Raw genomic sequence first — 16052 nt, forward strand, 5'->3', positions numbered from 1 at the left:
AAATACAACGAAAATATCTTTTGGGGGATTTGCTCGTGTGTGTGATTGCTGAGCATCTTATTGGAGAAGAACAGAAAGGGGCAAGGTGGTTTGGAGATCTGCTATGAGGATGGAGGAAAAGAACAGTGACATGTTCTAATTCCCCTACATTGGATGAAATGTGGCTCAAGGGTGTCTTGGTGAAATGGTTTGCGAACATGGTATTTATGAGGAAGCTTTTATCAGGAATACCATTGAAAATATACTGGTTTTTGAAGAGAATATTTCAATTTGCTATGAAGATAAATTGTGTATTAATATCAAAGTTTAACAATATGAAAGGATTGTCAGGGGCGGTGAGGGCAATAATGAACGTGTTGAAATGTTCGCTAAATCATCTGTCATTTCTGTCCAGAATATGGCATAATATAAGAAAATTCTCATTCTCTGGTCATAAAGTATTGTTTATAATAAACATAGGTCTTCATGCGATTTTATCAAAAGATGTTGAAGAAGGCGCAATAGGAGGTATTATGGGAAGGCTATTTAAGTGGAATATGTTCTTCACGTCATTTCTTCCCTTGTGGTGTTCGATTATTTTAAGCGACTTTTGGAGTATCGGAAATCATGCAGTACTATACCTTGTTTCCCTGGAACTTGCAGGAATGCACTGGCTGTGTGTAATTAGTGAATTCTTATGGAAAATAAAGATAGAAGCAATCACGGTTATACTACTGATTATCTATATAATTATCAGTATTCACCAAATAAACAAGATAATCAGTGAACAGGAAAGGGCTGCAAACCCAGAGCGTGGCACTATAAAAAGAGCTAAAAGAGCAAATAAATTAACCGCTGAATTTTTATTGGCGTATATCCTCCCAATGATAGCGTTTGATTTCAGTAATTTAAAAAGCATTGTACTATTTTCAATTTACTTTTCTGTGTTAAGTTTCTTATGCGTTAGAAACAGCAACGTTTATACTAATATTCTCCTTGAATTTAAGGGATATCGAATGTATGAATGCGATATAGAGTGTGGTGTTATGAATAGTAAGCATCTGTATACAGATTGCTTGATTATCAGTAAAAATAATTTAGCGCAGACAGTTCCACACGAGATAAGCTATTTCGATTTTGAAAACTATATATACATTGAAATAGGAGATAGTGCAAATGAGTAAAGAATTTCTTTTAAATACATTTCGGAATGTTAATGGTGGTTCATACTCATGGAATTTGTATTTTCTTAAAATCAATCATCGGTTTAGAGGTAATCCTTACTATGTCTACAAACACACATTTAGAAATGCTACATATTTATCGGATTACATATCTGCTTTGCTTGATTTGGTAATACAATATCAAATCGAACCATTGGAATCTGTGCAGGATTACAACGGTGAAAATAGCAAGACTTCATGCGATAAATTGGATATTCATAACGATTTAATTGAAGAACAATGGAGTGAGCTTGTTGGTTCAGTTGTCGGTGCGCCAAGAGAACAAATCACCGGAAAATATCAGGGGTATATTCTTGATGGACAGCCAACAGCTGAAGAACTGCCACAGATCACTATAGTGAAGGCAGGAAATCCAATTATTTCTTTGGATAAAAAGAATTCAAAGGTGTTCAAACATACAGTAAATGGCGAATTAGAGCAACTCACAGATGAATTATGTCGCTTATATTTAAATGCCGACTTTTTTGTGATTGCAGATACTTTATATTCATTCAACCATAGTTTTGAAGGAATGTTCAATCTTGAAAAAACATTGCATAGGTTGAAAATGCAGGCAGTTGAAAGCATAATGGGCACAAACGTATTTCAGGATGCAGAAAAAGTGCGTGGCTTTATGAAGAGTTATACGTCACCTAAAACATTTTTAACCTTAAAACAACAGCGAATGAACAAACTTCAGACATCGGAAGGACGAATTGAAATTGCAGAAAGGTTGAGAATTAACACCACTGAATCTAATGATTTAATTATTGTTAATCAGGAGCAAGCCAATCAGCTTATTAAATATCTGTGCTATAAAATCTTTCAAGATAAGGAAACAGATAATCTCATTGAAGTTAACTCTGTTATAAACGACAATGTTTTTGGATAATAGAAAATTTAAAAATGCTGCTCGTAAAATATAGGTTACTTCAAATCATTTGTTGTGTTTACGCCATGAACTTCTCTTAACATAGATAATACGAATAGCAATACTGCAAAGCCGGCTTCAATAAAAGAAATAGATATTAATTAGTTTTTTAAGCTGAGGTCGATGTGAAAATTTCGTCTATGTATATTCAGAATTTTCGAAAGTTGTGGCAGTGCCGTATTGAGTCAGAAAGAAGACTACTTTATTTGCTGGTGCTAACAAAGCGGAAAAGGGTCTGCCATGGAAGCACTTGAAAAACTATTAGCGGGATGAAGTTTTGTTTTTAATGATCTACCAAAAGGTAGAAGAAAGCTGATTGATCTAGTTAAGGAGGGGCTTATATTTCCCTATATATAAAATACTAATGATTGGCGGGGGAAAAGCATGTATATGACAGAGCAACATATAAAGGAGCAATTAAGCAAAGCATATGCGAATGCAATTGCCGCTAACGCAGGGATGATTTTCAGGGATTACGGAAATATGGACTATGGGCTAGATGGAAAATTTTCGGATGTTGATGTTTATCGTGATAATAAAGATCGTTGTCGGTATAGTGAAACCGGATATGGCATAGAATTTCAACTCAAAGCAACAGTAAATATTGTGGCCAGAAGTGGGACGGTATACTATGATCTAGAAATGAAAAATTATCTCGACTTAATTCGCACTGATATTGGTACTCAAAGAATTTTGATTATCTATTCTTTACCAAAAGAACGAGATAAGTGGTTAGAAATCAATGATGATGGTGCGGTATTACATAGATGTGCATGGTGGTGCTCATTACGCGGAAAACCGCATGAAAGTAATAGAACAAAAGTTAGAATTGAGATACCTGAAAGACAATTGTTTACTTCTGAAGAACTAAAAAGATTGATAAAACTCGTAAAAGGAGGGGATATTCTATGAATGAAGACACAAAAAGAATGTTTCATGGAATAAGTACTACCTCTATCGAGCGATATTTACTATTGAAAGGCTGGGATAGAGACTATCAATTTAAGAACCCAAATTTGTTGAGTTTTATTTATAAGCCCCTGAATAAGCGAATTGCCATATCTGCTAGTGATAAATTTCAAGATTTTTATTTTACACTAGAGAGTGCATTACAAACAATATCTCTTATACAAAATAAAAGTATTGGTGAGATTATTAAAGAAATATCTAATGTTTATTTTGATAAAATGGAGTTCAGAATTATTTCTAGTCTTACTGAGGATGGCAAAATGCCTTTAAAATATGCATCCGAGTGCATTGAGGGAATAACAGAATTGATATTATACTCTGCTTGTGCTGAGCAAAATGCGCAGCCTATTTGTTTTCGTGCTACTAATTTTGCAAAAGATTACTTACAGAATTTTAAACTAGCTCAAACAGATGTTGGGAGCTTTGTTATAAATGTAGATATACAAGTTGTTGACGATGTTGAAGAACAACTTGTGCTTGAAGGCTGTACGCCACCTATACCGTTTGAACATAAAATTGTTGAACGTATTTTTACAGCTATTGAACAAGTAAACGATATTGTTGAGCGCCAACAAGTGATCAGTGATGTTGCAGAAACCGCATATAAAACAGGAATTACTGCCAATATGTGTGATGCTCTATTGAAGATGAAGCCAGAAAATGGTGAGGCAGAAATTAATGCGACTTTAAAGTATGCTTCATTATTAACGATAGGAAAAGATGAGAGCAAAAGTATTGATATTGGAAATCATCACTTTTGGACTATTGATGAATTAGCTAAGATTTATCGTGATAAAGTGCTTTATGACGATGTCATTCTAACAGGGGTAGTCAAATCTCTTTCAAAAAAGGATGTAGAAGAAACGACTGAAAAGACAATACGGCTACTTACAAATTATAACGGTAAATACCGGGTTATATTTATGGAATTGCCTGATGAAGAGCATCGAATTGCTTGTGACGCATATCGAGATGATTTAGAAGTTGAAGTTTCTGGGGAACTTGACATGAGTAATAGAACATGGGTATTAAGCAAAATAAAATACTTCAAAATCATATAAGTATGATACCCTGCCGTCAAGGCCCTAACAAGGTTCAAGTTTTTGACACTTATCGACGGCTTCTTAAGGTTGAGATGAAATTGTAGCGTGTCTATGTTTACATATGAGTGTGGCAGCCATATGCCGTAGTTTATACGTAGACAATCCTTCCGCCAAGGAGCCAGTAGGTCCTCATGACATCTTTCTTGTATCCTCAAGGCACGTGGAGACCATAGTCCTGTTGCATCGAAAAAATAGCTGAAATTAATGACTAGACAATAACGCGAGGATTAAGGATATGAGAGTAGATGCTTCATGTCCTTTTTTGTTGAGGGAGAGGATTGAGCGGATCAATTGTTTATCAAAAATATCTAGTCGTAAAAGGAAAAAATAATGCGGAATGGATAATTCAAATTTAGATTTTATGAATGTTCAATCTGTTGTTTCGAGAAGAAAATAAAATAGTATGCACGATTCAAATTAGAATTGGTGCATAGATGGCAATATTTCCAAATAGTAGTTCAAAAATTGTTGTTAAAATATTCTCATAATAGTAAAATATAAATATGATATTGTTATACGTATCGAGGGGGAGAAAACGCCTAATGAGAATGAGAATGTTTAATTAGATTAGGCAGCAGTAAATTATCAAATCTATTAGTCTAAATTTGTGAGAATAACTTCAAGATGGGATGTTGCGGTATGCCAAAAAAGAAAATATATTTTAGTTATAGTTGGGAAGAGAAAGAGAATAAAAAATGGATAATCCGCTTAAAAAATGACTTAAGCAATGAAGGTTTAGAGATAATTTTTGATCAAGATGAATTAGATAAAGGGACGATTAACATAGATCGTTTCATATCAGATAATATGAATGATGCAGATTTTATTATTATTGTCATAACTCCTTCATACATAAACAAATCAAATATTAAAAATGATGGAAATGGAAATAGAAAAAGGAGTTGGGTGGAAATTGAAAACGACTATATTATAAAAAGGAAACATAATAATAGCAAGTCACTTATTCCAATAATTATGAAGAAGAAAGAGAGTAATTTACCAGATAATATTTCAGGATTAACTTATTACGACATGTCGAATGAAAATTTATACAAGGAAGAATTACAGAAAATTAGGAATATAATCCATTCTGAAAAAGTAAAAACCGATATTCCGTTAATCACAAGAGAGCACCCAATATCTAATTTGATTGAGAATATAGATATATTATTTAACTACCAGGATAATCCGCCTCAAGTTAGTGCCGTTGTTCAATATGGTGAAGCAAGTCTCTATTTAGAACAAAATCAGGTATTATCTCTATTTATAATGGTTTCAAAAAACAATACTTGCAAAACTGAAGACACTTCAGATACTAAAGTATTAAGCACTGAGTATTTTGCTCTACCAATAAGACAAAACCAATATACAGAAGTCTTAATTAAAATAGAACAAGGTGTAAACGAATACCTTAAACGAGTAATTAACTATGAAGCATTGTTCGAAGTTGATAAATTTGAACTCTTAGATGAGTCGTATTCCTATAAATTATTAAGTGTACAAAGAAGTTATTGGAATATGTTAATTAGTGTTGCTAATCAATTTGATTGGGATAATGGGAAAACAGAATGGAATATTTTTCAACGTAATAATTATTATATTCATGTGTTTTCACCAATAATTTCATATAATAAAAGATACAATAGTGGAGAACATGCTATATATAGAGTCAAGAAGAATGAAGACATTAATAATGATATAGTAGATATCTACGTAAGTGTTCGCGATATTATAGGATTTTCTCAAATAGAAATTTCAGAACGAAAATCATGGGGGATTCGTAAAGCATATAATTGGTTAAAAGAGGAATTTATACCCTTTGTCTGTTTAAAGAAAAATTTAATAGTCAATGATGTCATCTATAGAGACTTCTGTAAGAGTGAAGAAGATGTGTTTTCACAAATGCAATATTTCTATATGTGTTCAAAGGCGTATGTCAATTATGATGAAATTATTATATTAAGAAATGCATTATGTTTTTGCTTAAGAAAACAATACCCCAAAGAGGACTTCAATTATATTATATCTAAGTTGGGATTAAGTGGAATAAATCTACAAAGAGAACCATTTGAAATTTCTGAGTCAGTAATAGAAAATTTGTATAATGATAAGTTTATCAGCAAGATTGAAAAGAATCATAATAATTGTTCCCTAGCAGATGATATCCTAAGATGTATAAAGGTATTTACTGATGACCTTAGTAGATATAAGTTAAATGATTTTGAAATGAGCTACATTATAAGAATTTCAAATAGTTTAATTGAAAAAATGCACAAAGTGGAAATGTTAGAAAAATATAAAGATAAAAAATATTAAATAGTAACTATAAAATATTTTTTTAAAGAGAGGAAGTAATATGAAAAAAGCATTGATAATAGGTATCGATGAGTATCCAGATGCACGGTTACATGGATGCGTAAACGATGCTAGTGCAGTTGCAGAGCTCTTAAAAACAAATGGCGATGGTGCACCAAATTTTGACGTTTCGCTAAAGCTTAACGTTAAAACAAAAGCCGAATTATTAGAGATGATAGATGGATTATTTAGTGGCGATGCAGGTGCTTCTTTGTTATACTTTTCGGGACATGGAAGTGAGTACGGCCATATTGTAACACCGGATTATAAAGGTAAAGACTTGGGCGTACTTATGAGTGAGGTTCTAGGGTATGCAAATAAATCAAAATGTAAGAATAAGATAATAATTCTAGACTGCTGTTTTTCTGGGAAATTTGGTGAATCACCAGTTATGCAAAGTAATGAATCTACACTTGGTGAAGGTGTTACAATTATGACAGCTAGCTCAAGAGACGAAGTAGCGATGGAAAGTAATGGACAAGGCCTTTTCACGAGCTTATTTTTACAGGGGTTAAGAGGCAGTGCTGCAGATATAACAGGAAAGATTACACCGGCGGGAATATATGCGTTCATAGATCAATCTCTAGGTGCTTGGCAACAACGTCCGGTTTTCAAAACTAATATTTCACATTTTGTTTCAGTCCGTGACATAGAACCAAGAGTCCCTAAAAGTATTCTGCGTAAATTAGGTCAGTATTTTGTTTCGCCGAGTGATGAATTCAAACTTGATCCTTCATTTGAATTTACAAATAGTCTGGAATATGAACATGAAGTTGTAGAACCTTACGCAAAACAAGAAAATGTAAATGTATTTAAAGAACTTCAGTTATTTGAAAGTGTAGGACTTGTAGAGCCGGTAGATGAAGAACATATGTATTTTGCTGCAATAAAGAGTAAGTCCTGTAAATTGACAGCGCTTGGACTTCACTATTGGAAATTGTCCAGAGATACTAGATTCTAAGCTAATATAGGAGGAGATAGAAAATGAAAGTTAATGTGTTTATTCCACATCGCTGGAACAATAATGATTTTGCTGATATTAGTGCGATATTGGATCGTACAAAATTCAGTATTAGAGATTATTCTGTGCCAAGTAGTTCGCCATTTGATAGTATTGATAGGAGATTCAATGTTGATCCACAGATTCAGAAGCAAATTAAATACGCTAGTGTTGTTATTTGCTCAAATCGATCGGCCAATAATTCTGGAATGGCCCTTGATGAAATTAAATTTGCAATTAGTATAGGAAAGCCAGTAGTAGCAGTTAAAATTACGGAAAGCACAAGTAGTAGTATTTCAAGTTTAGGTGTACCTGTTGTTGCGAAAAGAAAGGATTCATTGGAAGCATGGATTAGCCAGAATATCTGAATGATGCAACCACAATTTATTAGTTGTATTGAAAGTTTATTAAATATCCGCCAAGGCCTCAATAGGTTCTCACGACATCATTTTTGTCTCCTCAAGGCAAGAGGGAGAGGCGGAATTCATAAATGGAGAGCCGTATCCTGGGAGCAAAGCCGTGGTCATTCAAGATGAAAACCGTGAGGCTGAATAATCAACATGTCCCGGAACGCGACAACGTTGTCGTGTTCCGGGACATGTTGTTACTTCGGGCAGATCCGAAGCTATGGGTGGAAAAGGCAGAAGATTTGCCAGAAGCCATAAAATATTAAAAAACTATTGCCAGGGAAAAATGAGATTGCTATAATAAACATAACGCGCTAACACTTTAATTAGTTAAAGTGATGAAATGAGTAAAGAGGAGTTGAGGGAGGTTGGCTCGGAATTTCTTAACCATCGCTCTTCCTAAAGGAAAATTATTGACAGACTCTCTAGAGGTTCTGACAAAGATAGGAATCGAATGTCAAGAGGTCAGCGAAGAGTCGAGGAAATTGGTCTTTCCTTTAGAAAAAGCTCAGGCACAGATCATTATTTGCCGCCCTACGGATATTCCGACTTTTGTGGAATATGGGGCGGCGGATGTAGGCTTTGTAGGTAAGGATACACTCTTGGAAGAAAATAAAGATGTCGTGGAGCTTTTGGATCTTGGCTTTGGCTATTGCCGCTTTGTTGTAGCCATGCCGGAAGAAAAGGTTTCTCCCCGCTTACCGGACGGAAAATTTGATCTGAGTGAGTTAAACCATCAAAGGGTGGCGACCAAGTTCCCCCGGGTAGCTGAAGAATTTTTTCGCAAGCAGGGTATGCAGGTTCTTCCCATCAAGCTTCATGGAAATATCGAACTGGCCCCTCGGGTAGGACTCTCGGAGATGATTGTGGACATTGTTTCCACTGGAACCACACTACGGCAAAATAAGCTGGTTGAAGTCGCTCCCATTCTCGAAGCTACGACGAGATTAATTGCGAATCGCGTCGCTTATCGTATGAAATATGAACGCATTAATGAGCTGACTGAGAAGCTTCGTCAGATTCTTTAGAAAGCTCATTAAGATGGAGGGAAGAGACATGGAGATTAAGACCCTTAAGGAATTGGATTTGACTACTCTAACGCGCAAGTCTTATGGCAATGATCAATTGCTGGAAGATAAGGTAGCCGAGATTCTTTCTGAAATTAAGAAGGAAGGGGATCTTGCTCTCTATGCTTTAACGGAGAAATTCGATGGGGTGGATCTCCGCGGTTCAGGGCTTCGCGTCCAAAAAGAAGAGTTGACCAGGGCATACGCCCAGGTGGATGAGGAATTCCTGGAAGCCCTGCGACTTGCCAAAGAAAATATTACTTCTTATCACGAAAAACAAAAGCGTACTTCATGGCTGGATGCCAAAGAGGATGGAAGTGTCTTAGGGCAGCTTTTACTTCCACTTAAACGGGTTGGTATCTATGTTCCGGGAGGAACCGCCGCTTATCCCTCTTCAGTGCTGATGAATGCAGTACCTGCTGTGGTAGCAGGGGTCGAAGAGATCGTTATGGTCAGTCCTCCGCGAAAGGATGGAACCTTATTGCCTGAAGTCCTGGTAGCTGCTGCGGAAGCCGGAGTCACCGAAATCTATAAGGTAGGAGGGGCTCAAGCCATCGCAGCTTTAGCCTTTGGCACTGAGGGAATCTCCCCTGTGGATAAAATTACCGGCCCCGGAAACATCTACGTCACCCTGGCGAAAAAGCAGGTCTTTGGTACCGTGGATATTGATATGCTGGCCGGCCCCAGTGAGATATTGATTTTAGCCGATGAGTCCGCAAAACCGGAAGAGCTTGCCGCCGATCTTCTTTCCCAAGCCGAACATGACCCGTTAGCTTCGTCCATTTTAGTCTCTCCTGATCGGAAATTGCTGGAGGAGACAGTGGTGGAAGTGGAACGGCAATTAAATCTGCTTCAACGGCAGGAGATCGCCCGAGCCTCTTGGGAGGCCTATGGGGCAGCGATTTTGGTTCAGGATCTGGAAGAGGGAATGGACTTGGCCAACCAAATTGCTCCCGAACACTTTGAGCTGGTGGTTAAGGAGCCCTATAGTTGGTTGGGTCGGGTGAGAAATGCTGGGGCTGTTTTCCTGGGACGCTTCTCGCCGGAACCCGTAGGGGATTATTTTGCCGGTCCCAATCATGTATTACCTACGGGAGGTACTGCCCGTTTTTATTCTCCTTTAAACGTGGATACCTTTACTAAGAAGGTCAGTGTCATAAGTTATTCGGAAAAAGCTTTGCGGCGTGACGGTCGGCACATTACTCATTTAGCTCGTAAAGAAGGACTTGAGGCCCATGCCCGGGCAGTGGAGGCAAGAAAGCTATGGTAGATAAAATGAACCTTGAAGAATGGATCCGACCATCCATACGAGCATTAAAAGCCTATGAAAGCAAGTCCATCCCCGACTGTGTACGCTTGGACGCCAATGAAAATCCTTTGTCTTGGCCTCAAGGAATGATTGAGCGATTATTGGGTTCATCCATTGCCTTTAATCGCTACCCTGATGGAGGAGCTCAAGAACTCAAGCAAGCCCTTTCCGGTTATACAGGAGTACCTGGTGAGGGAATATTAACGGGAAATGGCTCTGACGAGCTGATCCAGCTGCTCATGACGACTTTTGGAGGAGAGAATCGGGCCGTCGTTGTTCATCCGCCCACATTTAGTATGTATGGAGCAGCGGCCAGGGTGACCGGAACTAATGTTCTTGAAGTTCCTCTTCTCCTCACAGAAGATGGGCGGGATTTCCGTCTGGATGTGGAAGGGATACTTAAGGCAGCGGCCCAGTCTCAGGTACATATGATTGTACTCTGCAATCCCAATAATCCAACGGGAACCCTATTCCCTCGGGAAGAGATATTCAGGATTGTGGCAGAATCAGGGAAGATCGTCGTTGTGGATGAAGCCTACGGAGAATTTTCCGGGGAGAGTGTCGTGGATCAGATTCCTCACTGCCCCAATCTCTTAGTGATGAAGACCTTTTCCAAGCTGTTTGCCATGGCTGCTCTCAGGTTGGGTTACCTTCTGGGGCAACCCTCAATGATCGAAGCATTGAACCGGGCTCGTCAACCTTTTAATGTGAATAGCTTTAGTCAAAAGGCGGGAGCCATTGCTCTGAATTATGTTGAGGACTTTGCTGAGCAAGGTCGGACTCTGAGAGCTGAGCTGGAGAAGATCGTTGAGGCACTGACCGCTTTTGCTTCGGTAAAGGTTTTTGCAACCCGGGCTAATTTCGTTCTTTTTCAGCCCGAGGATCCGGACCGGGTCTATCAGGAATTGATCGAGAAGGGGTTTCTGATCCGCAATATGGGGAATCTGCCGTTGGTGGGCAAGGCCTTGCGGTTTAGCGTCGGTTTGCCTGAAGATAATGAGAGACTTATGAAAGCACTTCGGGAGATTCTAAAATAAATGATCCTACTAACAACTAATTCTATATCTAAAAAAGACCTACAAGCGTAGCTTTATGCACAAAAGCGGAACGGATTTAGCGGAGGGGCGGTCGGGTCAACGAGGCTTTCTTAACGTAGCGAAGCCACGGTTCACATGCAGAAAACAGCGGGGTTTGGCGTAGCTGTTAAATAAAGCGAGTTGATCAGCCCTGGAGCTATGGAGAACGTGAGTCTCCGATCAAGAAACCTTCCAGCGGAAGGTTTCAGGAGATCACGCCCGAAGGTGCGTTGTGCATGAAGCTACTCGACTCGAGTAAACGATTTTTCAGTCATCGCAATAATTAGGATAACACCTTGTAAGTGAGGTTTTTGAAATGCGTGAAGCACGAATTGAACGTCAGACCAAAGAAACCAAAATTCTGGTTAAGTTAAACCTTGATGGAGCCGGAGAAGCTCAGGTCAATACGGGTATCGGCTTCTTTGATCATATGCTTGAGGCCCTGGCCCGGTTTGGCTATCTTGACCTGGAAATAGCTGCCCAAGGGGATTTGCAGGTGGATCCTCATCATACTATAGAAGACTGTGGTATCGTTTTCGGGCAGGCAATACGAGAAGCCTTAGGAGAGCGTCGTGGAATTGAGCGGATTGGAGATACTCTTCTTCCCATGGATGAAGCACTGGTTCAGATTGCTTTGGATATCTCCAATCGTCCCTATCTGGTCTGGGATGTGGATTGCCCCGATGGGATGGTGGGAGAATTCCCTGTGGAAATGGCGGAGGAGTTTTTTCGGGCGGTGTCCGTCCAGGCAGGGATAACCTTGCATATTCGACTGTTCTCCGGCAAGAATCGCCATCATATTCTGGAGGCGATCTTCAAAGGCTTCGGTCGTGCACTAGGCTTGGCTCTTCGTGAGAATCCCCGGTTCCAAGGAGTTTTGTCGACAAAGGGAGTGCTTTAAGGAGGTCTTTTTTCTCTATGATAGGAATTATCGATTATGGCCGTGGAAATTTGCGCAGTGTAGAAAAGGCTCTCTTAAAATTAGGATATTCGGCTAAGGTTCTGGAATCTCCAGATGAACTGATGGATACGAAAGGTATCATTCTGCCGGGAGTGGGCGCATTTGCCGATGCCATGGCGGCTCTTGAAGAAAAAGGATGGATTGAGCCTTTAATTCGCTATGCCTGTTCAGGAAAGCCCTTTTTGGGGATTTGTCTCGGTATGCAAGTGCTTTTTGAGGTTGGGGAAGAGCATGGGGAACATAAGGGATTAGGATTGCTCCCCGGGAGAGTAGTGAGGTTCCCTGTGGGGCGAAAGGTTCCTCATATGGGATGGAATACACTTCATCAGGAAAAGCCTTGCCGCCTTCTTCAGGGGATTCCGGACGAACCCTTTTTTTATTTTGTTCATTCTTATTATGTTTTGAGTGAAGAGCAGGAGATTCTCGCGGGGACGAGTGACTATGGAGTACCTTTTCCCGCTCTCGTGGGAAGAGATACGGTTTGGGGGGCACAATTCCACCCTGAGAAATCCAGTCCTTGGGGGCTTAAATTATTGGAGAACTTCGGAAAGTGGGTGAATGAGGATGCGACTATTTCCGGCCATTGATCTTAAAGAGGGGAAAGCTGTCCGCCTGCTCCAGGGGAGGATGGAGGATGCTACCGTATATGGGGATCAGCCGCTAGAAGTGGCTCGGAATTTTAAGGCTCAGGGAGCTGATTCTCTCCACGTTGTGGATTTGGACGGTGCCTTCGCCGGCAAACCTATAAATGATGCTGTGATACTTAAGCTTATTCAATCCTCCGGGCTGCGGGTACAGGTGGGAGGAGGAATTCGAACGCTTGAGAGAATAGAGGAGCTCCTGGAGTTAGGGGTTGAAAGGGTCATCCTCGGTACAGTGGCTGTGCGCCATCCCGAACTGATACAAAAAGCAGCGGAACGCTTTGGGGAAGCCATCGTGGTGGGAATTGACGCGAAGGATGGCCTGGTAGCGGTACAGGGCTGGGCGGAAAAGACGGAGATAAGGGCCCTGGATTTGGCTTTGAAAATGAAGGAGATCGGGGTGAAGCATCTGGTGTTTACGGATATCTCCCGTGACGGGATGCTTCAAGGTCCCAACATTCAAAGCACGGCTGAATTGGCCCGGTTAAGCGGCCTGCAGGTGGTTGCCTCGGGAGGGATTTCCCGGGTGGAAGATCTCATATTACTCCAAAGGGAGGCAGATAAAGGTGCCTCCATTGAGGGTGCAATCGTGGGCAAGGCACTCTATACAGGTGCCTTCTCCCTGGCTGATGCCCTTAGGGTTGTTCGTCATAGTGGAGAGGCCGTAGATAAGGACCACAAGGGGGAAGGTTGATGTTAGGGAAACGGATTATACCTTGTCTGGATGTTCATGAAGGTCGCGTGGTCAAAGGGACAAATTTTGTCAATCTTCGCGATGCCGGAGATCCTGTGGAGTTGGCGGCTCTTTATGATCAGGAGGGAGCCGATGAATTGGTGTTTCTCGATATCTCCGCATCAGCTGAAGGCCGGGAAACCATGGTTGAACTGGTCCGCAGAACGGCGGAACAAGTATTTATTCCTTTTACCATAGGTGGAGGACTGCGAACCGTTGAGGACATTCGTAAGGTGCTAAGGGCTGGGGCAGATAAGGTCTCTCTGAATACATCGGCTGTCCAGACCCCTGGACTGATCGAAGAGGGAGCCCATGCTTTTGGCAGCCAATGCATCGTCGTCGCTGTCGATGCCCGGCAGACTCGTCCGGGAGCATGGGAGGTTTATATCCATGGGGGACGGACTCCCACGGGGAAGGATGTTTTGGAGTGGGTTAAGGAAGTGGAGCGCTTAGGTGCGGGTGAAATACTGCTGACGTCCATGGATCGGGATGGGACGAAAAATGGATATGATTTGGACCTTACCCGTGCCGTAAGCAGAGCAACTTCTCTGCCAGTCATTGCCAGTGGCGGTGCAGGAACGCTGGAGCATCTGGCTGAAGGACTAACGATAGGAGAAGCGGATGCGGTTCTGGCAGCTTCGATTTTTCATTATCAGGAGTATAGCATTGCAGAGGCTAAAGCTTATCTGGAGGCGCGGGGCATTCCGGTGAGGAAGGCTTAGGTAGATCATTCTGAAAAGGACCTGAAAGCTAATTCTCCAGGATTTTGCTTTACACCGGTCGCTCAATAAGCTGCGCGGACAAAACTAACGCTCAAGCTCTCCGCTCCGAAAGGTGCCCGGCTAAATCGGCTCCTGCCTCATAGCCGGTTGGAAACGTCCTGTTTCCAACCTTTCTCCGCAGCGTGCTTTTCGCGAAGTTTTGTTTCCGCTCGCTTAAATTAGCTCCCTTTTGTAAAGCAAAATCCTTGGGCTGCTTTTCGGGTTTGAGTAGGGTGTTGTAGGAAATGTAGGGCAAGTCGCCTGACCAAAGTTGCTTTTTCCGTCTTTACCGACGCCGCTTAAGCGGCATGGTCGGCTACCCTGAGAAAGCTACGAGGGCCAAAAAGGCCTTGAAGCTAACCCCAGAAAGTCCTCACAAAAGGCCCTGAGACCCCAAGCGAAAATAAAAGAGACCCGCAAGGCGTAGCTTTGCGCACAAAAGCGAAACGGATTTAGCGGAGGGGCGGCCGGGGTGAACGAGGCTTTCTTAACATAGCGTAGCCACTGGTTTACATGCAGAAAACAGCGGGGTTTGGCGCAGTTGTTAAGAAAGCGAGTTGACCAGCCCCGGAGCTATGGAGTGAGCGTTGTGCGTAAAGCTACGCGACCCGAGCAGCTTTTCCCCCTGCTGGTGCTGTGGCAGAGGCATGACCGTGGCAAAACTAGAAATCATGTACAAAGAGGTGGGGATTTAATGAATACATATAATCCTAAAGAGTCACAGGCTCAGGTCCCCCAAGGGATACGCTGGAATGCCGAGGGTTTAATTCCTGCCATCGTGCAGGATGTGGATACAAAAGAAGTCCTGATGCTGGCTTATATGAATGAAGAAGCACTCAGACTTACTCTTCAGGAGGGAAGGGCTTGGTATTTCAGTCGAAGCCGTCAATCCCTATGGCTGAAAGGGGAAAGTTCAGGCAATACCCAAGAGGTTATGGATCACCGTTTTGATTGCGATCGGGACACTATTCTGCTGATAGTAAAGCAGAAGGGGGTAGCCTGTCATGAGGATTTTTATTCCTGTTTTCATTATGGGATCCAGGGAGGAGACTATGTAACTCTTGGACGACCTAAAGAAGTTCCTTTAATTTCCTTAGGAAGGACTATGGAGTTATTGGCAGAGGTCATTCACTCACGGAATATAGAACGTCCGGAAGGAGCCTATACAACCTATCTGTTTGACAAGGGGCTGGACAAGATCCTCAAAAAGATTGGGGAGGAAAGCGCGGAGACAATTATTGCTGCTAAAAATAGTTCGGCTGAGGAGATTCGTTATGAAGTCTCAGACCTCATTTATCACGTGCTGGTAATGTTGGAAGAACGGGGAGTAAGTTTAAAGGATATCGCCCAAGAGCTGCTCTCACGAAGAAAATAGTCAGGCAAAAATTGAATCCTTGTAAAGAGGGCTTGGAGACCTTCTTTATAAGGATTCTTTCCTTAATTCCTCCTTTATTTGTATCATATTGGTAGATAGCGCCCATATGCAATTGTTAAGAAAATGTGATTAAAGGATAAGCTATTTTAATCTCAGGATTCG

At 41.1% G+C, this 16052-nt stretch carries 16 protein-coding genes; all 16 read left to right on the plus strand.

Translation table 11 applies throughout. The annotated features are described in order from the left end of the window. Positions 1-149 precede the first annotated feature (149 nt). Positions 150-1163, plus strand: a complete 1014-nt coding sequence (locus DESDE_RS22185; protein ID WP_242831352.1) for a hypothetical protein — start codon at positions 150-152, stop codon at positions 1161-1163. Further along, positions 1156-2094: a Kiwa anti-phage protein KwaB-like domain-containing protein gene (locus DESDE_RS06760; RefSeq protein WP_014793299.1), complete on the plus strand. Its 939-nt coding sequence runs from the start codon at positions 1156-1158 to the stop codon at positions 2092-2094. The genes DESDE_RS22185 and DESDE_RS06760 overlap by 8 nt, the downstream gene beginning before the upstream one ends. 423 nt (positions 2095-2517) lie before the next feature. Continuing rightward, a complete protein-coding gene (locus DESDE_RS06765) occupies positions 2518-3045 on the plus strand; it encodes a DUF4365 domain-containing protein (protein ID WP_014793300.1) in 528 nt (175 codons plus the stop codon). Further along, positions 3042-4163, plus strand: coding sequence for a hypothetical protein (locus tag DESDE_RS06770; protein ID WP_014793301.1), 1122 nt, complete (start codon positions 3042-3044; stop codon positions 4161-4163). The genes DESDE_RS06765 and DESDE_RS06770 overlap by 4 nt, the downstream gene beginning before the upstream one ends. A 681-nt stretch (positions 4164-4844) precedes the next feature. Beyond that, positions 4845-6521, plus strand: coding sequence for a toll/interleukin-1 receptor domain-containing protein (locus tag DESDE_RS06775; RefSeq protein ID WP_014793302.1), 1677 nt, complete (start codon positions 4845-4847; stop codon positions 6519-6521). Between the two features lie 40 nt (positions 6522-6561). Next, positions 6562-7521 carry a caspase family protein gene (locus DESDE_RS06780; protein WP_014793303.1) on the plus strand — a complete coding sequence of 320 codons (960 nt, stop codon included), beginning with the start codon at positions 6562-6564 and terminating at the stop codon, positions 7519-7521. A gap of 23 nt (positions 7522-7544) precedes the next feature. After that, the gene (locus tag DESDE_RS06785) at positions 7545-7928 is read left to right on the plus strand and encodes a TIR domain-containing protein (protein WP_014793304.1); all 384 of its coding nucleotides are present in this window, start codon (positions 7545-7547) and stop codon (positions 7926-7928) included. A gap of 122 nt (positions 7929-8050) precedes the next feature. Further along, positions 8051-8233 (plus strand): hypothetical protein, encoded by a 183-nt coding sequence (locus tag DESDE_RS20780; RefSeq protein ID WP_050981816.1) that lies wholly within the window; start codon positions 8051-8053, stop codon positions 8231-8233. 102 nt (positions 8234-8335) lie between these two features. After that, positions 8336-8995 carry an ATP phosphoribosyltransferase gene (hisG, locus tag DESDE_RS06795; RefSeq protein WP_014793305.1) on the plus strand — a complete coding sequence of 220 codons (660 nt, stop codon included), beginning with the start codon at positions 8336-8338 and terminating at the stop codon, positions 8993-8995. 28 nt (positions 8996-9023) lie between these two features. Next, a complete protein-coding gene (gene hisD / locus DESDE_RS06800) occupies positions 9024-10304 on the plus strand; it encodes a histidinol dehydrogenase (RefSeq protein ID WP_014793306.1) in 1281 nt (426 codons plus the stop codon). Further along, positions 10298-11380, plus strand: a complete 1083-nt coding sequence (gene hisC / locus DESDE_RS06805; RefSeq protein WP_014793307.1) for a histidinol-phosphate transaminase — start codon at positions 10298-10300, stop codon at positions 11378-11380. Before hisD ends, hisC begins: the two co-directional genes overlap by 7 nt. Positions 11381-11735: 355 nt before the next feature. After that, positions 11736-12320 carry an imidazoleglycerol-phosphate dehydratase HisB gene (gene hisB, locus DESDE_RS06810; protein WP_014793308.1) on the plus strand — a complete coding sequence of 195 codons (585 nt, stop codon included), beginning with the start codon at positions 11736-11738 and terminating at the stop codon, positions 12318-12320. 17 nt (positions 12321-12337) lie between these two features. Continuing rightward, a complete protein-coding gene (hisH, locus tag DESDE_RS06815; RefSeq protein ID WP_014793309.1) occupies positions 12338-12967 on the plus strand; it encodes an imidazole glycerol phosphate synthase subunit HisH in 630 nt (209 codons plus the stop codon). Continuing rightward, a complete protein-coding gene (gene hisA / locus DESDE_RS06820) occupies positions 12945-13715 on the plus strand; it encodes a 1-(5-phosphoribosyl)-5-[(5-phosphoribosylamino)methylideneamino]imidazole-4-carboxamide isomerase (RefSeq protein ID WP_041917230.1) in 771 nt (256 codons plus the stop codon). The genes hisH and hisA overlap by 23 nt, the downstream gene beginning before the upstream one ends. After that, on the plus strand, positions 13715-14476 hold the full coding sequence (gene hisF, locus DESDE_RS06825; protein WP_014793311.1) for an imidazole glycerol phosphate synthase subunit HisF: 762 nt from the start codon (positions 13715-13717) through the stop codon (positions 14474-14476). Before hisA ends, hisF begins: the two co-directional genes overlap by 1 nt. 733 nt (positions 14477-15209) lie before the next feature. Beyond that, positions 15210-15890: a bifunctional phosphoribosyl-AMP cyclohydrolase/phosphoribosyl-ATP diphosphatase HisIE gene (gene hisIE, locus DESDE_RS06830; RefSeq protein WP_014793312.1), complete on the plus strand. Its 681-nt coding sequence runs from the start codon at positions 15210-15212 to the stop codon at positions 15888-15890. Positions 15891-16052: the final 162 nt, after the last annotated feature.

Origin of the sequence: Desulfitobacterium dehalogenans ATCC 51507 (genome assembly GCF_000243155.2) — a bacterium.
In the GTDB taxonomy this organism is placed as follows: Bacteria; Bacillota; Desulfitobacteriia; order Desulfitobacteriales; family Desulfitobacteriaceae; genus Desulfitobacterium; species Desulfitobacterium dehalogenans.